At 73.5% G+C, this 25,205-nt stretch carries 22 protein-coding genes; 13 read left to right on the top strand and 9 right to left on the bottom strand.

The window, feature by feature from the left end:
- Positions 1 to 17 precede the first annotated feature (17 nt).
- Both ABZ215_RS05435 and ABZ215_RS05430 read left to right on the top strand, forming a co-directional pair.
- Entirely contained in the window at positions 18 to 1,679 is a 1,662-nt protein-coding gene (locus ABZ215_RS05435) for a DUF885 domain-containing protein (protein WP_237337212.1), read from the top strand.
- A gap of 420 nt (positions 1,680 to 2,099) precedes the next feature.
- Positions 2,100 to 2,993 carry an EamA family transporter gene (locus ABZ215_RS05430; RefSeq protein ID WP_354947910.1) on the top strand — a complete coding sequence of 298 codons (894 nt, stop codon included), beginning with the start codon at positions 2,100 to 2,102 and terminating at the stop codon, positions 2,991 to 2,993.
- On the opposite strand, the gene ABZ215_RS05425 is transcribed toward ABZ215_RS05430, so the two are convergent.
- Both ABZ215_RS05425 and ABZ215_RS05420 read right to left on the bottom strand, forming a co-directional pair.
- Positions 2,978 to 3,547 carry a GNAT family N-acetyltransferase gene (locus tag ABZ215_RS05425; protein ID WP_237337214.1) on the bottom strand — a complete coding sequence of 190 codons (570 nt, stop codon included), beginning with the start codon at positions 3,545 to 3,547 and terminating at the stop codon, positions 2,978 to 2,980. The two genes, ABZ215_RS05430 and ABZ215_RS05425, sit on opposite strands and share 16 nt — an antisense overlap.
- Positions 3,544 to 4,044 (bottom strand): YbaK/EbsC family protein, encoded by a 501-nt coding sequence (locus tag ABZ215_RS05420; RefSeq protein ID WP_020419640.1) that lies wholly within the window; start codon positions 4,042 to 4,044, stop codon positions 3,544 to 3,546. Before ABZ215_RS05420 ends, ABZ215_RS05425 begins: the two co-directional genes overlap by 4 nt.
- A gap of 170 nt (positions 4,045 to 4,214) precedes the next feature.
- On the opposite strand from ABZ215_RS05420, the gene ABZ215_RS05415 reads away from it, so the two are divergent.
- Together ABZ215_RS05415 and ABZ215_RS05410 are read left to right on the top strand one after the other, a co-directional pair.
- On the top strand, positions 4,215 to 4,799 hold the full coding sequence (locus ABZ215_RS05415) for a DUF5134 domain-containing protein (protein ID WP_020419639.1): 585 nt from the start codon (positions 4,215 to 4,217) through the stop codon (positions 4,797 to 4,799).
- 43 nt (positions 4,800 to 4,842) lie between these two features.
- Complete coding sequence (locus ABZ215_RS05410; RefSeq protein ID WP_354947907.1) at positions 4,843 to 5,745, top strand: DUF2268 domain-containing putative Zn-dependent protease; 903 nt, start codon at positions 4,843 to 4,845, stop codon at positions 5,743 to 5,745.
- On the opposite strand, the gene ABZ215_RS05405 is transcribed toward ABZ215_RS05410, so the two are convergent.
- Positions 5,714 to 6,259: a copper resistance CopC family protein gene (locus tag ABZ215_RS05405; RefSeq protein WP_354947905.1), complete on the bottom strand. Its 546-nt coding sequence runs from the start codon at positions 6,257 to 6,259 to the stop codon at positions 5,714 to 5,716. The two genes, ABZ215_RS05410 and ABZ215_RS05405, sit on opposite strands and share 32 nt — an antisense overlap.
- 423 nt (positions 6,260 to 6,682) lie before the next feature.
- Here ABZ215_RS05405 and ABZ215_RS05400 point away from each other — a divergent pair, with 423 nt between their 5' ends.
- The 4 genes from ABZ215_RS05400 to ABZ215_RS05385 all read left to right on the top strand — a co-directional run bounded on the left by ABZ215_RS05400 (position 6,683) and on the right by ABZ215_RS05385 (position 9,920).
- Positions 6,683 to 7,192 (top strand): SAV_6107 family HEPN domain-containing protein, encoded by a 510-nt coding sequence (locus ABZ215_RS05400; RefSeq protein WP_237337217.1) that lies wholly within the window; start codon positions 6,683 to 6,685, stop codon positions 7,190 to 7,192.
- The gene (locus ABZ215_RS05395; RefSeq protein ID WP_354947903.1) at positions 7,189 to 7,953 is read left to right on the top strand and encodes a maleylpyruvate isomerase family mycothiol-dependent enzyme; all 765 of its coding nucleotides are present in this window, start codon (positions 7,189 to 7,191) and stop codon (positions 7,951 to 7,953) included. Before ABZ215_RS05400 ends, ABZ215_RS05395 begins: the two co-directional genes overlap by 4 nt.
- Positions 7,954 to 7,997: 44 nt before the next feature.
- Positions 7,998 to 8,726, top strand: coding sequence for a VOC family protein (locus tag ABZ215_RS05390; RefSeq protein WP_354947901.1), 729 nt, complete (start codon positions 7,998 to 8,000; stop codon positions 8,724 to 8,726).
- A 93-nt stretch (positions 8,727 to 8,819) separates the two neighbouring features.
- A complete protein-coding gene (locus tag ABZ215_RS05385) occupies positions 8,820 to 9,920 on the top strand; it encodes a GNAT family N-acetyltransferase (RefSeq protein WP_354947899.1) in 1,101 nt (366 codons plus the stop codon).
- A gap of 286 nt (positions 9,921 to 10,206) precedes the next feature.
- Here the strand turns inward: ABZ215_RS05385 and def are convergent, their stop codons facing one another.
- Positions 10,207 to 10,707, bottom strand: a complete 501-nt coding sequence (def, locus tag ABZ215_RS05380) for a peptide deformylase (RefSeq protein ID WP_020419632.1) — start codon at positions 10,705 to 10,707, stop codon at positions 10,207 to 10,209.
- An 81-nt stretch (positions 10,708 to 10,788) separates the two neighbouring features.
- Entirely contained in the window at positions 10,789 to 15,405 is a 4,617-nt protein-coding gene (locus ABZ215_RS05375) for an ATP-dependent helicase (protein WP_354947897.1), read from the bottom strand.
- A 112-nt stretch (positions 15,406 to 15,517) separates the two neighbouring features.
- On the opposite strand from ABZ215_RS05375, the gene ABZ215_RS05370 reads away from it, so the two are divergent.
- Positions 15,518 to 17,368, top strand: coding sequence for an Hsp70 family protein (locus ABZ215_RS05370; protein ID WP_354947895.1), 1,851 nt, complete (start codon positions 15,518 to 15,520; stop codon positions 17,366 to 17,368).
- Here the strand turns inward: ABZ215_RS05370 and ABZ215_RS05365 are convergent, their stop codons facing one another.
- On the bottom strand, positions 17,369 to 17,494 hold the full coding sequence (locus tag ABZ215_RS05365; RefSeq protein ID WP_354947893.1) for a hypothetical protein: 126 nt from the start codon (positions 17,492 to 17,494) through the stop codon (positions 17,369 to 17,371).
- A 42-nt stretch (positions 17,495 to 17,536) separates the two neighbouring features.
- Here ABZ215_RS05365 and ABZ215_RS05360 point away from each other — a divergent pair, with 42 nt between their 5' ends.
- From ABZ215_RS05360 to ABZ215_RS05350, 3 genes are all read left to right on the top strand, one after another.
- On the top strand, positions 17,537 to 17,731 hold the full coding sequence (locus tag ABZ215_RS05360) for a DUF3046 domain-containing protein (RefSeq protein ID WP_017983957.1): 195 nt from the start codon (positions 17,537 to 17,539) through the stop codon (positions 17,729 to 17,731).
- A 204-nt stretch (positions 17,732 to 17,935) separates the two neighbouring features.
- Complete coding sequence (gene recA, locus ABZ215_RS05355) at positions 17,936 to 18,976, top strand: recombinase RecA (RefSeq protein ID WP_017983956.1); 1,041 nt, start codon at positions 17,936 to 17,938, stop codon at positions 18,974 to 18,976.
- 3 nt (positions 18,977 to 18,979) lie between these two features.
- On the top strand, positions 18,980 to 19,516 hold the full coding sequence (locus ABZ215_RS05350; protein ID WP_020419628.1) for a regulatory protein RecX: 537 nt from the start codon (positions 18,980 to 18,982) through the stop codon (positions 19,514 to 19,516).
- 374 nt (positions 19,517 to 19,890) lie between these two features.
- Here ABZ215_RS05350 and ABZ215_RS05345 read toward each other — a convergent pair whose 3' ends face one another.
- Positions 19,891 to 21,501 (bottom strand): ArsR family transcriptional regulator, encoded by a 1,611-nt coding sequence (locus ABZ215_RS05345; RefSeq protein WP_354947891.1) that lies wholly within the window; start codon positions 21,499 to 21,501, stop codon positions 19,891 to 19,893.
- Positions 21,502 to 21,567: 66 nt separating this feature from the next.
- On the opposite strand from ABZ215_RS05345, the gene ABZ215_RS05340 reads away from it, so the two are divergent.
- Complete coding sequence (locus ABZ215_RS05340; protein WP_354947889.1) at positions 21,568 to 22,707, top strand: MFS transporter; 1,140 nt, start codon at positions 21,568 to 21,570, stop codon at positions 22,705 to 22,707.
- On the opposite strand, the gene ABZ215_RS05335 is transcribed toward ABZ215_RS05340, so the two are convergent.
- Positions 22,696 to 23,769 carry a pyridoxal phosphate-dependent aminotransferase gene (locus ABZ215_RS05335; RefSeq protein WP_354947887.1) on the bottom strand — a complete coding sequence of 358 codons (1,074 nt, stop codon included), beginning with the start codon at positions 23,767 to 23,769 and terminating at the stop codon, positions 22,696 to 22,698. The two genes, ABZ215_RS05340 and ABZ215_RS05335, sit on opposite strands and share 12 nt — an antisense overlap.
- Complete coding sequence (locus ABZ215_RS05330) at positions 23,687 to 25,204, bottom strand: PLP-dependent aminotransferase family protein (RefSeq protein WP_354947886.1); 1,518 nt, start codon at positions 25,202 to 25,204, stop codon at positions 23,687 to 23,689. Before ABZ215_RS05330 ends, ABZ215_RS05335 begins: the two co-directional genes overlap by 83 nt.
- Position 25,205 lies beyond the last annotated feature (1 nt).

Below are 25,205 nucleotides of genomic sequence, written 5' to 3'. Positions count from 1 at the left end.
CCAGGTAGGTTGCATCCATGGGCGTGCACCAGATCTGTGACCAGTTCGTCGAGGACTTCGCCGCCGCGCACCCCGTCGCGGCGACCGAGATGGGCATCCCGGGCTACGACGACCAGCTCACCGACTACTCGCCGGAGGGCTACGCCGCCCGCGCCGCGCTGGAGCGGCGGGCGCTGGAGGCCGTCACCGCCGCCGAGCCCGCCGACGCGGGGGAGCGTGCGGCCAAGGCCGTGTTCACCGAGCGGATCGGGCTGGACCTGGAGATCCACGACGCCGGCCTGGACGTCGCGTCGCTGAACGTCATCGCGAGCCCGGTGCAGGACCTGCGCATGGTGTTCGACCTCATGCCCACCGACACGCCCGAGCAGTGGGCGACCATCGCCAAGCGCCTGGCGAAGGTCCCGGACGCGGTCGACGGCATCCGCGCGTCCCTGCTCGCCGCCGCCGAAGCCGGCAACGCGCCCGCGCTGCGCCAGGTCACCAAGGTCGCCGAGCAGGCCGAGACGTGGGCCGGGCTGTCCGGGGAGACCGGCTTCTTCCAGAACATGATCGCCGGCGCGCCCGACGGTGCGCCGCGCGCGGACCTCGACCGCGGTGCCCGCGCCGCCCAGGAGGCCTACGCCGAGCTCGCCGGGTTCCTGCGGGCCGAACTGGCGCCGAAGGCCCGCGCGAAGGACGCCGTCGGCGAGGACGCCTACCGGCTCTGGTCGCGGTACTTCATCGGCGCGAAGCTCGACCCGCGCGAGTCCTACGAGTGGGGCTGGGCCGAGTTCCTGCGGCTGGAAGCCGAGATGAAGGCCGTCGCCGAGCGCATCGCGCCGGGCGGCACGCTCGCCGACGCCGCCGCGGCGCTGGACGCGAACCCGCGCTACCAGGTGCGGGGCCGGGACGCGTTCCAGCGGTGGATGCAGGAACTGTCCGACACCGCGCTGGCCGACCTGCGCGGCAAGCACTTCGACATCCCGGACCCGCTGATGGCCCTGGACTGCCGCATCGCCCCGCCCGGCGGCGGCGCCGGCGCGTACTACACGGGCCCGAACGAGGACTTCACCCGTCCCGGCACCATGTGGTGGTCGCTGCCGCCGGGCCGCGACGAGTTCACCACCTGGCGCGAGGTCAGCACCGTCTACCACGAGGGCGTGCCGGGTCACCACCTGCAGATCGCCACCGCCGTGCACGAGCAGTCGCTCAACCGGTTCCAGCGGCTGCTGGCGTTCACGTCCGGGCACGGCGAGGGCTGGGCGCTCTACGCCGAGCGGCTGATGCAGGACCTCGGCTACCTCGCCGACGACGGCGACCTGCTCGGCATGCTGTCCGAGCAGCTGTTCCGCGCCGCGCGGGTGATCGTCGACTTCGGCATGCACCTGGAGCTGGAGATCCCGTCCGGCACCGGCTTCCACGAGGGCGAGCGGTGGACGCCCGACCTCGGCCTGGAGTTCATGCTGACCCGCACGATCACCGACGAGCCGCTGGTGCGCGACGAGATCAACCGCTACCTCGGCTGGCCCGGCCAGGCCCCGGCGTACAAGCTGGGGGAGCGCCTGTGGATCGAGGCGCGTGAGGACGCGCGCAAGCGCCAGGGCGACGCGTTCGACCTCAAGGACTTCCACACGAAGGCCCTCCGCCTGGGCGGCATGGGCCTCGACACCCTCCGCGAACAGCTCGCCGAACTCGACTAGGGGAGTTTCAACCATGGCTTGCGTGGCGGTGCGGGTAGCGGCCCCTCCCGCCAGCCCACCACCACCCTCAACGGACGCGCTCCGCGCGACTGGCTCGATTCCAGGCGGCCCCTGGCTGTGGGATCGCCTCCTCATGAATGCCGATTCACCACGTCGGCGCTGTCCTCGCCAGGAACCACCTCAGAACCCGCGGCGGTGCCGGCTGACGGCCCCACCGCAAGCGGCTCCGCCGCTTAGGAACAACGACTGAAGGATGTGCTGATGCACCGGGTCTTCCTCGTCACCCCGCCGCCCCCGGCCTAGCGGGGCGGTCGCTTCTCGCCGCACTTCTGCGGCGCCACAAGGCATCACGGGTTTCGTGATGTCGCATCGCCCCGCGTCCACGGCATTGTCCACATCAGACGCAGGAGCGAATTTCCCATGTCCGTTTCCGTCGAGGCGCCCGCGCGCGCCCGATCGTCGTTGACCCTGCTCGTCGCCGGGGTGCTGTGGGGCACCGGCGGCCTGTCCGGGTCGCTGCTCGCCACCCGCGGTGGTCTTTCCGCGATTTCCGTTGCCACGTACCGGTTGCTGCTCGGCGGCGCCGCGCTCGTGGTCTTCCTGTGGCTCTCCCGCGGCCTCCGCGGGATGGTCTGGACCAAGCCGGTGGTTCGCCGGATCGCGCTGGCCGGCGGGCTACTCGGCTCGTTCCAGGCGGCGTACTTCGCGGCGGTCACGCTGACCTCGGTCGGCACCGCGACGATGGTCACCATCGGCAGCGTGCCGGTCTTCGTCACCGCCGCCACGGCCGTCCGCGCCCGCCGCCTGCCCGGCCCGCTGACCCTGGTCTCGGTCGCGCTCGGGCTGGCCGGGCTCGCGCTGCTGTCCGCCACCCCCGGCCAGGGCGGCTGGCGGCTGCTCGGCGGCGTGGCGTTCGCACTGGCCGCCGGCGCCGGCTTCAGCGTGCTGACGCTGGCGCTGCGCCGTCCCGTCGAAGGCCTGGACTACCAGCGCACCACCGCGTTCGGGCTGCTCACCGGCGGGCTCCTGCTGCTGCCAGCCGGGCTGGTCCTCGGCATGGCGCTGCCGCTGCGGCTGGACGTCCTCGCGGTCGCGCTGTACTTCGGCGTCGTGCCGACCGGCCTGGGGTACGTGCTGTACTTCCGCGTCCTCGGCGCCGCGCGGCCCGTCGTGGCGGCGCTCGCGACCCTGCTGGAACCCCTCACCGCGGCGATCCTGTCCGCCGTCGTCCTGCACGAGGACCTCGGCGTCCAGGGCTGGTGCGGCGCCGCACTGCTCGGCGCCGGACTGCTGGTGGGCTACCTGCGGTCCTGAGGCTCCAGCGGCAGGGTGCGGCCGAGGATGGCGAACGGGCGTGGATCACCGGCGAAGTGGTAGTCGCGCAGCGCGTCGACGAAACCCAGGCGCCGGTACAGCTTCCACGCCCGGCTCGGCCCCTCCGGCGTGGACAGCAGGACGTGCCGGTTGGGCACGCCGTCGAGCAGGCGGCGCAGCAGGTCCTCGCCGATCCCGCGGGCCTGGCTCGCCGGGCGGACGTGGATCTCGGTCAGTTCGAAGTAGTCGGCCAGCCACTGCTGGGCTAGCTGCTCGCCGCCCGCGGAGGTCAGCCCGCGCCGCACCTGCTCGTGCCACCACTGGCCGGGCGCGCCCCGGTAGCCGTAGGCGATGCCGAGCATCGTGCCCTCGGCGTCGAACGCGGCGATGCAGCGCCAGCCCTCGCGCAGGGCGTGGGTGAGCCACATCGGGGCGCGCTGCTCGGCCGTGCCCGGCGGGTAGCGCATCGCCTCGACGTAGATGGCGAGCGCTTCCCGCAGCCGGGTGCGGAAGTCGTCGGCGGACAGCTGGGTGTAGTGCAGGGACGTGGTCATGACGCGACGTCCGCGGGCTGTCCGCCGGTGACGGCGACGAGGTCGGCGAAGGTGGTCGGGAAGACCGACTTGGCGTGCCCGGCCGCCGCCCACACCGTGTCGTAGGCCTGCAGCGCGGTGTCGACGAGAGTGAGCACCGGGGCCGGGTGCCCGACCGGGGCGACGCCGCCGATGGCCTGCCCGGTGTGCTCGCGCACGAACGCCGGGTCGGCCTTCTCCACCGACTCGGCGCCGACCAGCGCGGCGAGGGTGTCCGTGTTGGCCCGGTGGGCGCCCGAGGTCAGCGACAGCAGCGGGACGGTGCGGTCGGCGAACACCGCGCGGAAGACGAGGCTGTTGGCGATCGCGCCGGTCTCGACCCCGAGGGCCTCGGCGGCCTGCGCGGCCGTGCGCACCTCGGCCGGCAGGATGCGGATGCCGGCAGCGGCGTCGTGCTTGCCCGCCTCGGCGAGCGCGGCAGCGACCTTGGCCACCGCCGGATGGTCCAGGCTGCTCATACCGATATGAGATCACGGGCCGCGGCCGGTGGCGACGCGTATCCCCGCCCAGTCGTCCGGAGCGGCCCGGGAGTTCCCGGCCGTGGGACTTTTCACGCCCGCCCGTCGGGCGTGTTTTTCCTTGTCCGCCAACGATATCGTGAGCCGATCCGTGCGAAAGGTGGCCCCGCATGTTCTCCTCCCCGGCATGGCTCGGCTGGTCGCTGGCCGGCCTGTTCACGGTGCTCGCGGTCTTCTCCCTGATCCAGGTCCTCGCCCCGGCGGCCCGGTCGTGGGCGGCGTGCTGCGACGGGGTGACCGGCGACCGCGAGTCCGCGCTCGCGCACTCGGTGATGGCCGTGGCGATGGCGCTGATGTTCGTGCCGTGGGGCAACTCCGTCCCGGCGATCGCCTGGAACGTCGTGTTCGTGGCGATGGCCGCCTGGTTCGCGGCCACGCTGTTCCGCGCCGCGCCCGGCCTGCCGCGGTGGCGCTCCGCGGCGACGCACCACCTGCTGGGCGCGGTGGCGATGCTCGCGATGGTCAGCGCCATGGGCGGCGCGCCCGCGGCGAGCGGTGACCACGGCGGCCACTCCAGCGCGTCCGCCGGGTTCCTGCTGCCCGCCGTGATGGCCGGTCTGGTCGTGTACTTCGCCGCCGACACCGCCCTGTCCGGGTGGCGCGCGGTGCGGGGCGGGCCCGGCGGCCGTGGCACGGGCGCCGCGCGGGCCGTGATGGGCGCCGGCATGGCCGCGATGCTCGTGCCGATGCTCTAAACGGGTTGAGTCTCCCCTAGCTGGAGGCTTTAGCGTCGCGCCCATGACGATCACGGTTCTGGACACCTACCCCGCCATGCGGCGGATCCTGCGCGCCCCGCTGGAGGAGCGGGCCGCGCTGCTCGAAGCGATGCTACGGCCCGCCGCAGGCATGTACCGCTACTTCCCCGGCGAGGTGGACCTCGTCGCGATGCACCGCATGGGCTCGGGTTTCCCGCTCGACCGCGACGAGGACAAGTGCCTGGAGGCGCTGGAGGCGCTGCACGACGCGGATGCGTGGGGCCGGATCGAGCGCGCGCTGCGCGACGCCGTCGCCGTGCAGCTGGAGGCGACCCCGGAGCTCGCGGTGCCCGGCATCACCGTCCTGATCGTCCTCGGCGACCCCGGTGACGAGCACTTCATGGGCACGAGCCTGGGCATGACGGCCAACGGCAGCGTGTCCGGCTACCTGTTCCTCAACTTCTGGCCGTTCCCGGAGAACCTGGCGCGGCTGGAGGCGACCGCGGTCCACGAGCTGAACCACAACCTCCGCTACTCCAGCGGCGGCGTGGTCTGGGACCCGGCGACGGTCACGGTGGGGGAGCAGGTGGTGTCCGAGGGCCTGGCGGACGCGTTCGCCCGCCAGTTGTACGGCGACGAGCTCGGCTACGCCCGCGTCGGCGTGCCGCACCTGCACGACGACGCGGTGTTCGCCAAGGTCGTCTCCGGCTTGGAGGTGACCGGCATGCAGAACTTCACCGCGTGGGTGCACGGCGACGCGCACGCGATCCGGTACGGCGCCACGCCGGTCGGACTGCCCACCGGCGCCGGTTACGCCGTGGGCAACCGGCTGGTCGACGCGTACCTGGCCGCGACGGGGCGCACCGCGGCGCAGGCGCTGCTGGTGGACAGCCGGGAGGTCATCGACACCGCCCTCAGCTCGATGAACGCCGCCCCCGGACGATGACCGCCGCGACGGCGGCGACCACGACCACGGCGAGGACGATCCACGCCCAGGCCGGGAAGCCGCCGTCGTCCGGCGTCTCGGCCGCCTGCTGCGTCGCGGGAGCCGGCGCGGGCGACGAGGGCACGGCTGACGACGGTGTGGAGGCGGGCGCCGTGAGCGAGAAGTTGATCCGGCCGCTGATCGGGTCGCCGTCGGCCGCGACGATCGACCAGGTGAGCACGTAGGCCCCGGCGGGACCGGACGGCTGGACCGGCGCGGTGAGGGTCCGCTCGGTCACCGTCGCCGGGCCGACCTGCCACTGCGCGCCGTCCGGGCCGGTGATCCGGATCGGGTCGGCCGGGAGCGTGAACGCGCCGCCGAACTTGAGGCTCACCTGCCGCGGCGCGGTGGACAGCGCCGCGCCTTCGGCCGGGTCGCTGCTCTGCAGCGTGGTGTGGGCCGATGCGGCGGGCGCGGCGGCCAGCAGCGCCGTGCCGGCCAGTGCGAGCGCGACGGACAGACGCCGGACGAGCATGGGCGCACCTTCCTGGGGGAGTCGGGTGTGGGAGGCCCGTGATCCACGTCGTCCGCGAACGCGGGAAAGTTCCCGCGGCATTGAACCACTTTTCCGCGCGTTGTGCGGGGGGTGTGTGACACCGGGCAGGTGGGCTGGGCGGCGGACCGGCCCGGCGTGACGTCGTGCAGGTCGCCGGGTCCCCGGGGCGAGTTCCGCGGAACTTCCTTTCTGACCCGATCGTGTGATCGAACGCGCTGGAGTGCGGCACACCACGTCATTCCAGGACTTGAACGAACAGGTGTTCGAAGCTACGCTGGAACTCGCTCGAACAAGAGTTCGACATCCGGTGAGCGCTCGCCGGTCAGGCCACCCGGTGCCGGAACGGGGGAAGCGTTTCGGCACCGGGGGCCGCCACCAGCACGTTGTTCCGAGGGAGGGGCAATGTCCATTGCCGTCGCATCCCACGCCGAGGAGAGGCAGCCGGCGCTGCCGCTACCGGTCCGTCCTCCGGCGGCACCCGCCGCCACGGCCCTGCTCGCCGACGCCCGGCGGGGCCTCGCCGAGGCCCGGCACGCCGCCCAGCCGGCGCCCAGGTTCATCGCGGCGTACCTGGCCGCGCTCCGCGCGGGCGCCGCGGTGCTCGCGGCGAGCGGCCGTCCGCACCGCGGCCGGGCCCGCCCGGCCAGCGTCTGGGTGCTGCTCGAGACGGCGGCGCCCGAGCTGACCGACTGGACGGCGTACTTCGCCGCGCACTCGGCGGCCCGCGCCGCCGCGCAGGCGGGCAACACCCGCCGGATCACCCCCGAACGGGCCGACGAGCTGCTGCGCCAGTCCGCGTTGTTCGTCGAGCTGGCCCGCGACCTCGTCCACGGGCGGACGCCCGTGACCCCGAGCCGGGTGCGGCAGTGCGACGCGCCGCCGACCCTGAGGAAGGCGTCCCGAAGGCGATGACCGGGCAAGCACTCGTCGACCACGGCCGCCTGCTGGACGTGCTGGGCGCCGAGGTCGACCGGCTCACCGCGACGGCGCGGGAGGCGGCGCCGGACACACCGGTCCCCACCACACCCGGTCTCACGATCGGCGAGGTGGTCCGGCACGTCGGCGGCGTCTACCGCGTCGCCACGGGCTGGATGACCGAGGGCAGGCGCCCCTCGGACTGGCAGCGGGACCCGGCGGACGGCCAGAGCGGTGAGGAGTACCTGCGGGAGGGGTTCGCGGCGCTGTACCGCGAGCTGACCTCGCACGACCCCGCCGAGCACGCGGCCAGTTGGTGGCCCGCCGACCGCACCTACGGGTTCTGGTGCCGCCGCATGGCGCACGAGACCACGGTGCACCGGATCGACCTCCAGAACGCCGCGAACCGGATCGTCACCGAGGTCGACGAAGACGTGGCGATCGACGGCATCGACGAGATCCTGGCGCTGTGGTTCGGGCAGCGGCTGCCGATGCTCGGGCTGTCCGGCACGTTCACCGGATCGGTCGGGATCCGCAGCGGTGGCCACGACTGGATCGCCCGCGCGGGGCCCGGTGAGACGGTCGCCTGGCGCTGTTCGGCCGCCGACACCGACCGGGCGAACGGACTGGTCACCGGTCCGCCGATGGCGGTCTACCAGTGGCTGTGGGGCAGGCTCGGGCACGGGTCGGTCACCTGGGAGCGGAGCGACGATTCGATCGGGCAGTTCTGGGCGCTGCTGCGCCTGGCGACGAAGTGAAAATTCCAGGACGTGGGGAAGCGTTGCTGGATATCGTCCCGGGCATGGCGACACGACTGGACAGCCTCGTGATCGACGCGAACCGGACCCGGGAGCTGGCGGAGTTCTGGGCGCAGCTGCTCGGCTGGACGATCACCTTCGCCGACGACGAGGAGATCGACGTCGAGGCGCCCGGGGACGACGGCCTCCTGCTGGTCTTCGGCACCGTGCCGGAGGCCAAGGACCCGGCCGTGAAGAACCGGGTGCACCTCGACCTCGCCAGCACGTCGCCGTCGGACCAGGCGGCCAAGGTGGACCGGGCCCTGGCCCTGGGCGCGCGCAAGCGCGACATCGGCCAGGACGCGGTCCCCTGGGAGGTGCTGGCCGACCCGGAGGGCAACGAATTCTGCGTGCTCGAACCCCGGCCCGGCTACACCACGACGGAGGCCATCGCGGCGGTCGTCGTGGACGCCCGCGATCCCTTGGCGCTGGCCGGTTTCTGGGCCGAGGCCGCGGGGTGGCGGATCGGCAACCAGGAGCCGGTGATCGTCGGGCTGCGCGCGCCGACCGGGCGCGGGCCGTGGCTGGAGTTCCTGCGCAGCGACGAGGCGAAGGCCGGCAAGAACCGGCTGCACCTGGACGTCGCGCCGTTCGCGGACGGCGACACCGCGGCCGAGGCGGACCGGTTGTGCGGGCTCGGCGCGCGGCGGATCGACATCGGTCAGGGCGACGTCCCGTGGGACGTGCTGGCCGATCCGGAGGGCAACGAGTTCTGCGTGCTGTCGCCGCGCTGAGTGTTTCGGCGCCGTTGCGGCGGCGGCCGGAGCCTGACACGGGCGAAACACACGCGTCCACGCTCGGCAACAACCGTGGGCGATCGTTATGGGATGTTGATTCGCACGCGAAGAGCGGTGCCGCAGCCGGTCGTCGAGGACGAGGTCTCGTCGGCCGTCTGGCGGGTCCGCATCCGGATGGACGACCACCCCGGCATGCTGGCGCGCATCGCGATCCGGATGGCCGACCTGGAGTGCAACATCCTGGGGCTGAACGTGCTCCCGGTGCCGGGCGGGGTGCTCGACGAGGTGGTGATCCGGCCCGCGACCGGGCTCACCAAGGAGCAGCTCGTCGCGGCGATCCAGGCCGAGGGGTGCGAGTGCTCGTGCATCACCGACGCCGACGTGCGCGAGCTGGTGGACGCCTCCGCCGCGACGCTCACCGCGGCCGCGCGGGCGGTCGACGACCCGTCGCGCCGGGCCGAGGTGCTGCGTGAGGTGCTGACCGCGGATCTCGTCACGGTCGTGCCGCTGGCCGAGGCCAACCCGGCGCGCGTCGAGGGCGGCCACCGGGTGGTGTTCGCGGTGGACGGAAAGACCGCGCTGGTGGCCCGGCGGCGGTGGGCGCCGTTCGTGCAGCTGGAACTGACCCGCGCGGAGGCGCTGCTGGGACTGCTGGACGGCGCGCGGCGCAACGTGTCCAGCCCGCTGGCCCTGACCTGCGCCGACGGCGCGGCGGTCGTGCTGCGCGAAGGCAAGCCGGCCGACGCCGAGGCGGTGTCCGCGATGCACGCGCGGTGCTCGATGACGACGCTCTTCGCGCGCTACCACACGGGGATGCGCACCATGCCGCGCCGCTGGCTGCACCGGCTGCTGGTGCCGCCGCGGGGGATGAGCCTGCTCGCGGTGTGCGGGCGCGAGGTGATCGGCGTCGGGCAGCTCATCCCCGGCCCGACGGGCGAGATCGCCGAGGTGTCGCTGCTCGTCGAGGACGGCTGGCAGCGCAACGGCGTGGGCACCGCGCTGATGGGCCGCCTGGCGGAGATCGCCGCGGCGCGCGGCTGCCGCAGGCTGGTGGCGGTGTCACTGCCCGGGCGGGACGGCATCTACCGGACCGCGCGGCGGGCGGGACTGGCGCCGGAGCCGCCGGAGGAGGAGGGGCTGATGCGGATCGACCTGGAGGCCGCGGGTGCTCGCGTGCTGAGCGAGCTGTAGCCCGCGGCGACGGTCGCCGCAGTGATGGCTTCCGCGCGCTGTCGGCGCGGAAGCCGCGGACGCGCCGCCGCGAGATCGCTTTCCCACAACGTGTGGGGTCGCCCAAGATCGCCGCGCGCGGCGCTCGGGGCCGCGCTCGTCGCGGCCCTCACGACGCCCGGGGAGTGCCCGCCGAGGCGGTCGTGTCGTTGGCGGAGCTCCGCAGCCTTCCGGCGATGCCCAGGGCAGCGCCCACCGCGGCTCGCGGGCCACGCTCACCGGGCTCGCGGCCGCCTCTTGGCGGGGGTCAGCGGTTCCAGAACCAGTCCTTGTCACGCGCCTGCTTGAGCGCCTGCCGCTTCCGGTCCTTCTCCAGCCGGTCGAGGTAGAGCACGCCGTCGAGGTGGTCGGTCTCGTGCTGGAGGCACTGCGCCAGCACGTCCTCGCCCTCCACGGTGACCGGCTCGTTCCGCAGGTCGACGCCACGCACCACCGCGCGCTTCGCCCGGCGGGTCGGGAACCACAGCTCGGGCACGGACAGGCAGCCCTCGTTGATCTCGTGCGTCTCCTCGGACAGCTCGACGATCTCCGGGTTGATCACGTACCCGAACAGGTTGTCCACCTCGTAGCTGAACACCCGCAGGCTCACCCCGATCTGCGGCGCCGCCAGCCCGGCCCGCCCGTCCGGCCGCACGCTGTCCAGCAGGTCGGTCACCAGCTGTTCGAGCTTCTTGTCGAACGTGGTCACGGGATCGCAGACCGTCTTGAGCACCGGGTCGCCGAAGTACCGCAGCTCCCGCAACGCCATCAGGGTTGTCCTCTCACTCGTTCGGGTCACGAAAAGTAAATCGTGCTCGCCCGGAGTGAGCCAACGGAGGGTGACGTGATCTCAAGCTCGTAGCCGGAGCCCCTTCGGGGTGGCGCGGAAGCCCGCGTCCCGGAGGACGTCGGCCAGGGCGGAGGTCAGGGCCTGCTCGCCGTCCGCCCGCTGGACCGCCAGCTGCCCCAGCCAGCCCTCGCGGACGGCGCGGGACAGTGCGTGCGCGGCCGCCTTGAGCGTCGGCTCGTCCTCGGTGAACGACAGCAGCGACCGGCCGCCCCGTTCGACGTACAGCGCGGGCACGCCGTTGACCAGCACCACCAGCGCGCCTGCCTTGCGCGCCGGGCGGTGCTTGGTGTCGCCCAGCGCCGCAGGCCACGACAGCGCCGCACCGTACGGCTGGGCCGGGTCCGTCGCCGCCAGCACGACAGCGTCGGTCATCGCGTCCGGCCGCCGCGTGCCGCTCGGATCGGACATCGCCCGCAGCCGGTCGACCGCGCCACGCGCCGCGAACTGCGCCGCGCCCAGGCCCTCCACGACGTAGCCGCGGATCACCTGGCCCGAGTCCTCCATCGCCCGCAGCACCTTGTAGATCCCGGAAAACCCGCCGGTGACCCGCTCGGTCTCCAGCGCGCCCCGCGTCAGCACCCCGTGCCGCTCCAGGAACGCCTCCGTCCGCGCGTGCGTGCGCCGCGTCGGGTCGGACTCGCGGATCGGCGTGAGCGCCCACCGCCCGGCCACCGTCGGCGGCCCGGTGCGCGACGGCATCGCAGGCCGCCCCGCGCGCATCCGCCCGTACCGGCTGCGTGGCGTCGCCTGGCGGGGTTTGTGCGCCGCGCCCTTGCCCGACACCAGCGCCCGCAGGGGCGAGAGCGTGTCGCCGGTGACCGTGCCCGCCCACACCAGGTCCCACAGCGCGCCCACCACGTCGGCGTCGTTCGGCGCGCTGTCCAGCAGCGGCGTCACCCGGTCGACGAGCTGGCGGAAGAACAACGCGCCGCCGTCCAGCGCGGCGAGGATCGCCTCGTGCAGCGGGCTGGTTGACGCCTCCTCGTCCGCCTCCGGCAGCAGCAGGTCGGCCACGTCGGCGGGCGCCAGCGACACCCACCCGTCGCCACCGGCCAGTGCCCCGGCGCCGCACCACACGACCTCGCCCGCGGTCATCAGCTCGTCCATCAGCGCCGGGTAGTACCCGGGCAGGCGGCTCGGCAGGATCAGCGACTCCAGCGCGCTGGCCGGCAGCGGCGCCCCCGCCAGCTGCTCGACCACCGACAGCACGTCGTCGACGCTCGGCGCGGCCCGCATCCGCGCCCCGATGCCGTGCCAGGACGGCAGGAACCGGCCCAGCGCCGCGGGTTCCACGGGCTCGACCTCGGCCCGCAGCCGCGCCAGCGATGCCCGCCGCAACCGCCGCAGCACCGCCGCGTCGCAGTACTCGGTGCCCGCGCCGTGCGTTTCCGGATGCCCGACCGGCCGCAGCTCGCCGCGCACCAGGCGGCCTTCGGCGGTGAGCCGGTCGAGCACACCCGTCACCACCGCGGGCCCGAGCCCGAACCGCTCCGCGGCCTGGTGCGCGGAGAACGGCCCGCGGGACCGCGCGTACCGGGCCAGCAGATCGCCGAGCGGATCGGCGACCGGTTCGGTGAACGCCTCCGGCACCCCGATCGGCAGCGCCACGCCCAGCGCGTCCCGCACCCGGCCCGCGTCCTCGATCGACAGGTTGCGGTCCACGCCCGCGATGCGCACCCGGATGACCCGCCGCTGCGCGACCAGCTCGTCTAGCCACTCCCGCCGGACGCCGCGCGCCGCGGCCTCCTCGTCGGACAGATCACCCAGGAACCGCAAGAGGTCCGCGGTCTCCTCGGCGTTGCGCGCGTGCCGGTCCGGCTCCAGCCGCTGCAACGAGCGCTCGACCTCGTCGACCACTTCGGCGTCGAGCAGCTCCCGGATCGCCTCGGTGCCCAGCAGTTCGGCCAGCAGCGTCGAGTCCAGCGACAGCGCCGCCGCCCGCCGCTCGGCCAGCGGCGCGTCCGTCTCGTACAGGAACATCCCGACGTAGCCGAACATCAGGCTGCGTGCGAACGGCGACGGCGACGGCGTCTCCACCTCGGCGACCTTCACGCGCCGCGCCCGCACGTCGGCCATCAGCTCACGCAAGCCACCGACGTCGTAGACGTCCTGCAGGCACTCCCGCATCGCCTCCAGCACCACCGGGAACCGCTCGTACTTCGCGGCCACCGACAGCAGTTGCGAGGCCCGCTGGCGTTGCTGCCACAACGGGGTGCGTCGCCGCGGATCGCGCCGGGGCAGCAGCAACGACCGCGCCGCGCACTCCCGGAACCGCGCGGCGAACAGGGCCGAGCCGCCGACCTCGGCGACGATGATCTGCTCGACCTCCTCCGGGTCGATCAGCACGTCGTCGGTGCCGATCGTGACCTCCGCGCCGTCGCTGTCCAGCGCTTCCGGCAGGCGCAGCACGATGCCGTCGTCGGAGTGCATGACCTGGGCGTCCACCCCGCGCTGCTCCCGCAGCCGGGCCGCGATCGCCAGCGCCCACGGCGCGTTGACCTGCGCGCCGAACGGCGAGTGCAGCACCACCCGCCAGTCGCCCAGCTCGTCGCGGAAGCGTTCGAGCAGGATCGTGCGGTCGTTGGGCACGTGCCGCGTCGCCGCCTTCTGCTCGGTCAGGTAGGTCAGGAGGTTGTCGCACGCCAGCTCGTCCAGACCCGCCTGCCGGGCCCGCTCGCGAGCCTTCTCGTCGTCCGAACTGGACAGTTCGCGGACGAACGCGCCCAGCGCGCGGCCGAGTTCGAGCGGCCGTCCCGGCGCGTCGCCCTTCCAGAACGGCATCCGCGCCGGCTCACCCGGCGCGGGCACCACGATGACCCGGTCGTGCGTGATGTCGGTGATCCGCCACGACGACGTGCCCAGCAGGATCGTGTCGCCCACCCGCGACTCGTAGACCATCTCCTCGTCGAGCTCGCCGACCCGCGAGCCGGGGCTGCCGTCGCCGCCCGGCGTCATCACGGTGAACAGCCCGCGGTCGGGGATCGTGCCGCCGGAGGTGACCGCGAGCCGCTGCGACCCCGGCCGCCCGCGCAGCTCACCCGACACCCGGTCCCACGTGATGCGCGGGCGCAGCTCGCCGAACTCCTCGCTGGGGTAGCGCCCGGCCAGCATGTCCAGCACCGCCAGCAGCGCGTCGTCCGGCAGCGCGGTGAACGGCGCGGCCCGCCGCACCGTCGCCGCGAGGTCCTCGACCGACCACGGCTCCAGCGCCACCATCGACACGATGTGCTGCGCCAGCACGTCCAGCGGGTTGCGCGGGTAGCGCACCGCCTCGATCGCGCCCGCCGTCATCCGCTCCGACACCACCGCGCAGGACACCAGGTCGCCCCGGAACTTCGGGAACATCACGCCGGTGGACACCGCGCCCACGTGGTGGCCGGCGCGGCCGACGCGCTGCAGCCCGGACGCGACCGTCGGCGGCGCCTCGATCTGCACCACCAGGTCGACCGCGCCCATGTCGATGCCGAGTTCCAGCGACGACGTGGCGACCACGCACGGCAGCAGCCCGGACTTCAGCTCCTCCTCGACCCGGGTGCGCTGCTCGCGCGACATCGAGCCGTGGTGCGCCTTCGCGACCGTCGCCGCCGCGCCCGTGGTGAGCCCGGACTCGCCGATCGCCTCGGCGGGGAACCGCTGGTCGGCGGCCAGTTCCGTCTGCTCGGCGGCCAGCTCGTTAAGCCGCGCCGTCATCCGCTCCGCCAGCCGCCGCGAGTTGGCGAACACGATGGTCGACCGGTGCTGCCGGATCAGCTCCAGGACCCGCTGCTCCACCGACGGCCAGATCGACGGCCTGCGCACCGCCGCCGGCTCGTCCGGCGGGCCGTCGTCCGGCAGCATCGCGTCCAGCCGCTCCAGCGGGCTCGGCGCGGGCGCGTCCAGGTTCGCCATGTCCTCGACCGGGACCTCGACCCGCACCTCGATGGTCTTCGCCGTCTTCGGCTGCACCACCCGCACCGGACGGCCGCCGGTGAGGAACGAGCCGACCTCGTCGATCGGGCGCACGGTCGCGGACAGGCCGATGCGCTGCGCCGGCTTCGGCAGCAGCGCGTCCAGCCGCTCCAGCGACAGCGCCAGGTGCGCGCCGCGCTTGCCGCCGGCCACCGCGTGCACCTCGTCCAGGATCACCGTCTCGACGCCGCGCAGCGACTCGCGCGCCGACGAGGTGAGGATGAGGAACAGCGACTCCGGCGTGGTGACCAGGATGTCCGGCGGGGTCTTGAGGAACGTGCGGCGCTCGGCCGCGGACGTGTCGCCGGTGCGCATGCCCACCGTGATCTCCGGCGGCGTCTGCCCCAGCCGGTGGCTGGCCTGCCGGATGCCCGCCAGCGGCGCCCGCAGGTTGCGCTGCACGTCGACCGCCAGCGCCTTCAGCGGCGAGACGTAGAGCACCCGGCAGCGGCGCTGGGCGTCCGCCGCCGGTGGTCCGGCCGCCAGCCGGTCCAGCGCCCAGAGGAACGCCGCCAGCGTCTTGCCCGAACCGGTCGGCGCCACGACCAGCGCGTGCTCACCCGCCTGCGCCGCGCGCCACGCACCCGCCTGCGCCTCGGTGGGCGCGGCGAAGGCACCCGCGAACCAGCCGCGGGTGGCGGGCGAGAACAGGTCGAGCACGTCGGTCACGCATCCATCATGACCGGGGGGTACGACAATTTCTCGCGGGTGCCGCACGCGCGGTCCCGGGCAGCGTGGCAGCATCACGTCCTGGCCTGGGTGGATCGTGAGGGGAAGAGCTGTGCGCATCCTGTCGGTGGATCTCGGTACGTCCAACACCGTGGCGGTGCTGTCCGCGCACGGACGGCCGCCGCGCGTGGTCGAGGTGGACGGCTCCGCCACCATGCCCTCGGCGGTGTTCGCCGAGGAGGGCGGCACCCTCGTGGTCGGCCGCGACGCCGAGCGCCGGGCCCGCCTGGACCCCACCCGCTTCGAGCCCAACCCCAAGCGCCGCGTGGACGAGCAGACGCTGCTGCTCGGCCAGGACGTCGTGCCGGTCAACGAGGCGCTGGCCGCGGTGCTGCGCCGCGTGCTCGACGAGACCACCCGCCAGCTCGGCGGCGACCTGCCCGACGAGGTCCGCCTCACCCACCCGGCGCAGTGGGGACCGACCCGGCGCAACGTGCTGCTGTCCGCGGCGCGGCTGGCCGGCCTGACTGGCCCGCTGCTGCTCGTGCCCGAGCCGGTCGCCGCGGCCGCGCACTTCGCCTCCTTCCCCGGCCGCTCGCCCGCGCCCGGCCAGGCGCTCGCGGTGTACGACCTGGGCGCGGGCACGTTCGACGTCGCGGTCGTCGGCGCCACCCAGAACGGGTTCACCGTGCTGGCCGAGGACGGGCTGCCCGACCTCGGCGGGCTCGACGTCGACCAGGCGCTGATGGTGCACGTCGGCCGCGAGGTCTCGCACTCGGACCCGCAGCGCTGGCAGCGGCTGCTGCGCCCGGAGTCCACCGCGGACCGGCGCACCCGGCGCGCGCTGCAGGAGGACGTCAAGGCCGCCAAGGAGGCGCTGTCCCGGCTGCCGCAGACCGAGGTGCCGATGCCCGAGCCGTTCAACGACGTCCTGGTGACGCGTGGCGAGCTGGAGGCGCTGGTGCGCCCGGCCCTGCTGCGCAGCGTCGAGCTGCTGGGCCGCACGGTCGCCGCCGCCGGGCTGTCCCCGGACCGGCTGGCCGGCATCTACCTCGTCGGCGGGTCGAGCAGGCTGCCGCTGGTCGGGTCGATGATCGCGGAGAAGCTCGGCATCGTGCCCACCAGCCTGGACCAGCCGGAGACCGCGGTCGCGCTGGGCGCGCACCACGTGGCCCGCGACGGCATCAGCATGCGCACGCAGAACGTCGAGGGGCAGGTCGCCGCCACCGGGACGCCCCCGGGGTTCCCGCCGCCCCCGGTCGCGACCGTGCCGGGCACCCCGCCGGGCGGCTACCCTGGCGCGTCGCCGTACCCGCAGGCCGGGTACCAGCCGGCGCCGTCGAACTTCCCCAGCATGCCCCCGGCCGCGCCGCCGAAGAAGGACCGGAAGAAGCTGGTCGCCGGCGTCGCCGCGGTCGTCGTGGTGGTGCTGGCCGCCGTCGCCACCTACCTGTTCTGGCCGTCGTCCAGCTCGTCGGCGACCACGTTCAGCGCCGCCGAGTGCCAGCAGCCCGGCGCCGCCGACCCGTCCGGCTTCACCGGCTGCCTGCGCCAGCTGGCCGGGACGATCGCCGACGGCCAGTGCGCGCCGGGCGCGGGCACCGGCGACATCGCCCCGCCGGAGAACGAGAACATCGGCGTGCTGACCACCTGCTCGGCGCCCGCGCTGGCCGGGGCGCAGGTGACCTACCTGCACGGGGTGTCCGCGGCGAAGGTGAAGGAGTACACCGACCGGCTGCTCGGCGCGGTCGGCGGCAACCAGGTGCGGGCCGGGTGGAGGGGCAACGGCCTGGACGGCAGCTACTCGTCGGCGTCCGCGCGGAGCTCGGCGGTGCTGGTGTTCACGGTCGCCGACCGGCCGCTGGCCGGGGTGGTCTACCAGAAGGCGGGCACCGGGCAGGCGCCGCTCTCGGCCGGCGACCTGGCCACCTACTTCGAGCAGCACGTGCAGCCCGGGGAGTAGCTACTTCCGGTTGCGCATGTTCCACAGCGCCCGCAGCGCCACCACGAGGGCGGCGACCAGGACGGCCGCCGAGGCAACGGTCATCGCGGTGGGGCCCCAGGACGGCATCTCCTGCGTGGAGGTCATGCGGACACGGTACCCGGCGCGCCGGTCGCTACCCTGGGTTCGATGCGCATCACCGTGTTCCGCCAGCTGATGGCCGACGAGTTCGGGCCCGGCAGGGCGGAGATCCTGGCGAAGGACCACGTCTTCAGCGGCCTCGGCGGCCGCACCGTCGAGCAGGCGCTGGCCGAGGGCACCCCGGCGAAGGAGATCTGGCGGGCGGTGTGCGCGGAGTTCGACGTCCCGCCGGAGCGCCGGTGACCGATTCCCGGAAAATCCGCGCTCGCGGGTGTGTCGCTCTTGCCTCGAACACGTGTTCGGCTATTGTGTTGTCCACATCGGGGTCAACGATCCACAGCCTCGTCTCGGCGCCCGGAATTGTCGGACCCCGCCCGTAGTCTCGGGCCACAGCGAAAACAAACTCGAACACCAGCCCCACAGGCTCTGACGACGAGGTGGATTTCCATGCCAGCAGCACCCGACAAGGACAAGGCGCTCGAGCTCGCCCTGGCCCAGATCGACAAGCAGTACGGCAAGGGCTCCGTCATGCGGCTGGGCGAGGAGACCCGCCCGCCCATCGGCGTGATCCCGACCGGCGCCATCGCGCTCGACATCGCACTCGGCATCGGCGGCCTGCCGCGCGGCCGGGTCATCGAGATCTACGGCCCGGAGTCCTCCGGTAAGACGACGGTCGCCCTGCACGCGGTCGCCAACGCCCAGAAGGCGGGCGGGATCGCCGCGTTCATCGACGCCGAGCACGCGCTCGACCCGGAGTACGCCAAGGCGCTCGGGGTGGACACCGACGCGCTGCTGGTGTCCCAGCCGGACACCGGTGAGCAGGCGCTGGAGATCGCGGACATGCTGATCCGCTCCGGCGCGCTCGACATCCTGGTCATCGACTCGGTGGCCGCGCTCGTGCCGCGCGCCGAGATCGAGGGCGAGATGGGTGACTCGCACGTCGGTCTGCAGGCCCGGCTGATGAGCCAGGCGCTGCGGAAGATCACCGGTGCGCTGTCCAACTCCGGCACCACGGCGATCTTCATCAACCAGCTGCGTGAGAAGGTCGGCGTCATGTTCGGCTCGCCGGAGACCACCACCGGTGGCAAGGCGCTGAAGTTCTACGCCTCCGTCCGGCTCGACGTGCGCCGCATCGAGACGCTCAAGGACAGCGGCGAGGCGGTCGGCAACCGCACCCGCGTGAAGGTCGTGAAGAACAAGGTCGCGCCGCCGTTCAAGCAGGCCGAGTTCGACATCCTGTACGGCGTCGGCGTGTCCCGCGAGGGCTCGCTGATCGACATGGGTGTCGACCAGGGCATCCTGCGCAAGTCCGGCGCCTGGTACACGTACGAGGGCGACCAGCTCGGCCAGGGCAAGGAGAACGCGCGGAAGTTCCTGCGCGACAACCCGGACATCGCCAACGAGATCGAGAAGCGCATCAAGGAGAAGCTCGGCATCGGGCCGCAGGTCGACGCCGAGGCGGCCGAGCCCGCCCCGGTCGACTTCTGATCGATGCCCAGGTTCGACCCGAAGGAGCTGTCCCGGGACGAGGCGTGGAAGAAGGCCAAGGAGGTCTGCTTCGACCTCCTGGCCATCCGCGCCCGCACCAAGGACGAGCTGCGGCAGGCGTTGCGGCGCAAGGGTTTCGACGACGAGATCCGTGAGCAGCTGCTCGGCAAGCTGGACGACGCCGGCCTGATCGACGACGCCGCGTTCGCCGAGCAGTGGGTGCGTTCGCGCCACGCCTACCAGGGCCTGGCGCGCACCGCGCTGGTCGCCGAGCTGAAGCGCAAGGGCGTGGACGCGGAGGTGGCGGCCCAGGCGGCGGGCGAGATCGACCGCGAGTCGGAGGAGCAGCGGGCGCGCGAGCTGGTGCGCAAGCGCCTCCGCACGATGACGACGCTGGACGAGCAGACCGCGACGCGCAGGCTGCTCGGCACGCTCGCCCGGAAGGGCTACCCGCAGGGCCTGGCGTACACCGTGGTGCGCGACGAGCTCCGCAACGCCGGCGCGGACGCCACCCCCCTGGACGACGCGACACTGGACTGAGCCCGCTCTTCCCGGACCCAAGACTGAGCCCACCGCAGATTCCCGCGGTGGGCTTTGTCGTGGGTGCGCTGTGTGTGGGACGGCAGCGGCCGGCTGCGATGCGGCTGGCGTGTGCTGGTCACTGCCGCGGCCGTCGGTCGAGCCCTGCCGCCCACTGCTCAGGAGTACGGGTAGGCGAGGCCCAGGGCGGTCGAGTGACTGATCGACCGGGCCTCGCCCTCTTCACAATCCGGGGCAACCAGCGAACAGCGGTCCCACGGCCCGCCGCATGGCTGGCTGTTCTCCGCGAGAATGACTTTTCGTGCGGTCGCTGTGGACAATTCACGCCACGAAATGCGTTCCTGACAGCCGTACGAAATGGCGACTTCGCGCGCTCACCGTTGGTTCTCTCGCCCACCCGCGACACGGATCAGCGCCTCGCCGAGGGGCGTGATCACGTACAGGACACTGCGACCGGACCGCTCCCGCGTCACGAGACCGTTCTCACGCAGGATGCGGAGGTGCTGGGACACCGCACTGGGCGTCACGGCGAGCGCGCGGGCCAGATCGGTGGTCGTCGCGGGGGAGTGGAGTGCCGTCAGCAGTTCGGCGCGGGCGCGGCCGAGCAACCGCACCGCGCTGGCCGACGGTGGCCGCGCCGCCCAGAGAATGTCGGCCTCACGTGCCGACCCGCGAACGCCTGCTACCCCCGATGCTGCGCCCCCGGCCGGCTGTGGCTCGGAGCGGTGTGTCGACCCGCGAACGCCCGCCACCCGCGACGCGGCTTGCCTCCCGGGCTGTCGCGCGGACAGGTCCGCCGGCCCGCGGTCGTTCCCTGCCTGCGGCGCGGCTTGGCTGGCCGGTTGGGATGTGGGCTGATCTGCCGTGCTGCGGCCAGTCACCGCTTGCGGTGCAGTGTGGGGCTGATCTGCCGGGGCATGGATAGTCGCCGCCGGTGGTGCGGCTCGCTTGGCGGGCTGGGGTGTGGGTTGGTCTGGCGCGTTGGGGGCCGTCGCCGGTGGTGGTGCGGAGTGGCGGGCCGGCTGGGGTGCGGGCTGGTCTGCCGAACCGCGGACAGTCGTTGCCGGTGGTGCGGTGCCTCCCGCCGGCTGCGGCGCGGCTCGCTCCGCTGAACCAGTCGCCTCCGGCGCGGCATGGTCGGCCGGTCGGAGCGCGGATCGGCCAGCCGCACCGCGCCCGGGAGCAGCCAGCGGCCCGGCTCCCCTCTGCGCGGACCGGCGAGCCGGGGCGCGAACAGGGGGCACCGGCGCCATCGCCGCGGACCAGAGGGCCCCCACTCCACGCGCCGGGTAGCGGATCGTCGTCTGGGTTGTCGTGTGGCGCTTGATCATCACGTGCGCCGGGGCGAGTGCGACGGGCATCAGCACCAGCCCGCCCGGCCCCAGCTCGACCGCCCGGTCCGCACCAGCCAGCACCAGCCGGCCCGCGCGCCAGCTCAAGTCCGGGTGCAGGCCGCCGAACAGCCGTGCCGCCCCGCCCGTTGCGAGCTGCCGCGCGCGGTACGCCACGTCCGCCTCGAGGACCGCGCGAATCCGCGGCCAGTGCGGCTCGATCAGCCGCGCATACGCCTTCCGCAGCTCGTCCGTGATCGCTTCCATGCCCGCACTCGGGTGGGCAGCCAAAGCGGCCACACCGTGCGGAAGATCAGCACCGAAAACGCGGCCCAGGCTCGCGCGCACCTGGCCGGCCGTGGTCCGCCGCACCACCGCCAGATCGTCCTCGAGCGACGGACCCGCTCCGCGCGGCGCCGGGATCAGGAACGACGGCCAGCTCGCCCGGTCACCGGCGATCAACGGCCACAACCCCGGCAGGTCCAGCGCCTCCCGCGCGAGTTCGGCCTCCGCCCACCGCACCCACGGCAAGTGCACCGCCCGCCGCACGTGCCCCGCCAGCTGCTGCAACCCCGCGACCGTCTCCGACAGCGGCGAGATCGCGAACCGCGTCGCCGCCAGCTCGGACACGTCCAGTTCGACCGTCAGGGGCATGATCCGAGTATGTAGCCCACCGCTCAACGGTGCCGCACTGCGACCCGGGCCCGACACCCTCACCGCATGACCGGTACCTACTGGCGGCTGTGGTGGGCATCGGCCGTCGACGCCCTCGGCGACGGCGCGTTCACGGCGGCGATCCCCCTGCTGGCCACCACCCTGACACCCGACTCGCGGCTGATCGCGGTCCTGTCCGCCGTGACCTATCTGCCGTGGCTGCTGCTGTCCCTCCCGGCCGGCGCGCTCGTCGACCGCTGTGACCGGGCCACCCTGATGTGGCGCACCCAGACGGTGCAGGCGCTGCTGACCGGCACCGCAGCTGTCCTCGCCGCACTGCACGCACTGACCCTGCCCGCACTGGCGACGATCGCCTTCGGCCTGGGCGCGTGCGAGGTCCTCTTCGGCAACGCGGCACAGGCGATCCTGCCCGACCTCGTCGCGAAACCGTTGCTGCCCAAGGCGAACGGCTACCAGCAGGCGATCACGACCACCGGGCAGCAGTTCGCCGGGCCACCCCTGGGCAGTCTCCTCTTCGCCGTCTCCGCCGCGCTGCCCCTCACCCTCGACGCCGTGACCTTCGCCCTCTCCGCCGCGCTCCTCGCCACGCTGCCCCGCCACCGGCCCAGGCAGGCCGGCTCGACGGCCACCGGAGGTCTGCGCTGGCTGCTCCGGCACAAGCTGCTGCGCACCCTCGCCGCGCTGCTGGCCGTCAACACCTTCTGCGCGCAACTCGGCAACGCCACCCTCGTCCTGCTCGCCACGCAGACGTTGCACCTGAGCACCGGCGGCTACGGCCTGCTCCTCACCGGCGCCGCCGTCGGCAGCCTCCTCGCCGGGGTACTCGACGTCCCCGCCCGCCTCGGCGCCCGGCGCACCCTGCGCCTCGCGCTGGTGGCGAACGCCGTGATCTTCATAGCCATCGGCCTCAGCCCGACCGCACTGGTGCTGGCTCTCCTGCTGGCCGCCAACGGGTTCGTCACCACCCTCTGGAACATCGTCACCGTCAGCCTCCGGCAGCAGCTCGTCCCGGCCGGGATCCTCGGCCGGGTCAACAGCGTCTACCGGTTGCTCGGCTGGGGGCTCATGCCGTTCGGCGCGCTCACCGGCGGGCTCGTCGCGCACCTCTTCGGTCTCCGCGCGCCCTATCCGATCGCGGGGCTGCTGCGAGGCCTCGGCCTGCTGGCCTTCTGGTCAGGGCTGTAGCGCCTGGCTCATCAGCTCCAGCGCTTCGCGCAGGCGCTCGACCGGTTCGTGGGCGAAGCCGAGCCGGAAGACGGCCGGGTCGTCGCCGAACCAGTCGCCTGGGGAGACTGCCACCCCGGCCGTCGCCAGGTGTTCGTAGAACTCGGGTGCGCCGGAATCCACGCGCAGGCAACAGAAAGCTCCCGCGTCGGGGCGGAGCCAGGTCACCCGGCCGTTCTGCCGCGGCACCCAGGCGGCCACCTCGGCGAGCCCGGCGCGCATCCGTGCCCGCTTCCCGGCCAGCACCTCGTCCGCGCGCCGCAACAGTTCCAGCGCCAGGAACTCGTCCAGCGTGCCGCAGGACACCGCGCTCGTGAACTTCGCCCGGCGCAGCTCCTCGTACCACGCGGGGTCCCGCGCGGTGAGCCAGCCGATCCGCAGCCCCGGCGCGCCGTGCGCCTTCGAGAACGACCCGCACGTCAGCACCCGCGGCGAAACCGAGGCGAACGACTCGATTTCCGCATACGCCGCCTCCCGGTACGTCTCGTCGACCAGCATCACCGCCTCCGGGCACACCTCGGCCGTCGCGCACAACACCGCGTCGATCTCGTCCCTGGTGAACGCCACCCCGGCCGGGTTCTGTGGCGTCGCCAGCATCACCAGCCGCGTCCGCGCGGTCAGCGCCGTCCGCAGCGCCGCCACATCCAGGCGGTACCCGGTCTCGAACCGCAGCCGCACCGTCCGCACCCGCTCCGCGAGCCCCCGCGCCAGCCCGAGCATCGGCGGGTACCCGGGCTGCACCACCACGACCTCCCCGTCGGCGACCAGCCCGACGAGAAACAGCGCGGCTCCGGCGCCCGCCGTGATCAGCACCTCGTCCGCGGACACCCCGAGCCGCGCGCCCAGCAGCGCCCGCAACTCCTCGTCACCGGCGGAAGTGCCGTACCCGAGCGGGAACTTCGCCAGCCTGCCGACATCGACCAGCTCGGCGACCGTCAGGTCACCGCAGGTGCTCTCGGCCAGGTCGTACCGGGGACTCTCGTCCAGCAGACTCGTCATCGCGCTCGGCGGGAAACGTCGCATGCCGATCACCCTCGCCGGTCGCGGCCGCGCCGGACAGGGCCAATCCCGCGTCATTGGCGCCCGGATAGTCGTCCCACGCCTTCCGCAACCGCCGCACCGCCTCGGACAACGCCTCCGGCGACAGCGTGAACGGCACCCGGATGTGCTCGCCGCTGGACTCGTGCGCGGCCAGCGACGTGCCCTCCAGCAACGCCACGCCGTACCGCAACGCGAACTGCGCGAACCGCCGCGAATCGGCCCCAGGCAACCGGATCCACAGCGTCTGGCCACCCGGTGGCGTCCGGAACTCCCACGACGGCAACGCCGCCCGCAAGTCCCGCACCACCTGGTCCCGCCGCTCCCGCAGTTCCGCCTGCCGCTCCGCCCGCAACCGTCCCAACCGCGCGAACAATGCGACCCCGATCGCCTGCGCGACGACGTCCGTCCCGAGGTCGGCGACCGCCTTGAGCCGCGCCAGGTCGGCCGCGGTCCGCGGATCGGCCCGGACCCAGCCGATCCGCACCCCGCCCCAGATCAGCTTGCTCAGCGACCCCACGCTGATCACCCCGCTCCCGTGCCGGGCGAGCGGCGCCGGCCGTGGACCGTCGAGCGTGAGGTCGGCGAGCACGTGGTCGTCGACCAGCGGCACCCCGTGCGACTCGCACAGCGCCACCACCCGCCGCGCCGCGTGCGGCGGCAGCACCGAGCCGGTCGGGTTCTGGAACGCCGGCACCAGGTACACCAGTTTCGCCCCGCCGACGACCTCCGCGAGGTGCGGCACCGACACCCCGTCGGCGGTCAGCGGCACCCCGAGGATGCGCGCCCCGCCGCCGCGGAACGCGTCCAGCGCGCCCGGGTACGTCAGCTCCTCGACGGCCACCGCGTCGCCGGGCCGCAGGAACAGCTGCGCCAACAACGAAATCGCCTGCTGCGCGCCCGAGGTGACGACGATCTGCGCGGGATCGGTGGGCACACCCTGCGCGGCGTAGTGGTCCGCGATCGCCTGCCGCAACGCCGGGATGCCGGACGGGTGGTAGCCGATGCCGAAGTCGCCCACCGCGGCCTCGGCGACGACCTCGGCGAGGTACGCGGGCGGCGGCGGCGCCGCGCAGGTGAGGTCGATCAGATCCGGCACCGGGTCGAGCAGGTGCAGGAACATCGGGTTGAACTCGGCGACCACCCCGCGCCCGGGCCGCGGCGGCCGTCGCACGAACGTGCCGCTGCCGCGGCGGCGCTCGACCAGCCCGCGGTCACGCAGCACGTCATAGGCGGCGACCGCGGTGTTGCGGCTGACCGCCAGCTCCGCGGCCAGCGCGCGCTCGGTCGGCAGGCGCCCGTCGGCCGGGATCTCACCCCGCTCGACCAGGCCCTCCAGGCGCGCGGCCAGCTTCAGGTAGAGCGGCTCGCTGCCGCTGGACCACCGGCCGAGCAGCTCCGCGAGCCGGCCAGCGTGCATC

This window comes from Amycolatopsis sp. NPDC006131, from assembly GCF_040614175.1.
GTDB classification, from domain to species: Bacteria; Actinomycetota; Actinomycetes; order Mycobacteriales; family Pseudonocardiaceae; genus Amycolatopsis_E; species Amycolatopsis_E tucumanensis.
The sequence above is the reverse complement of the archived record's forward strand: the minus strand, read 5'-3'. Positions and strand labels throughout refer to the sequence as shown.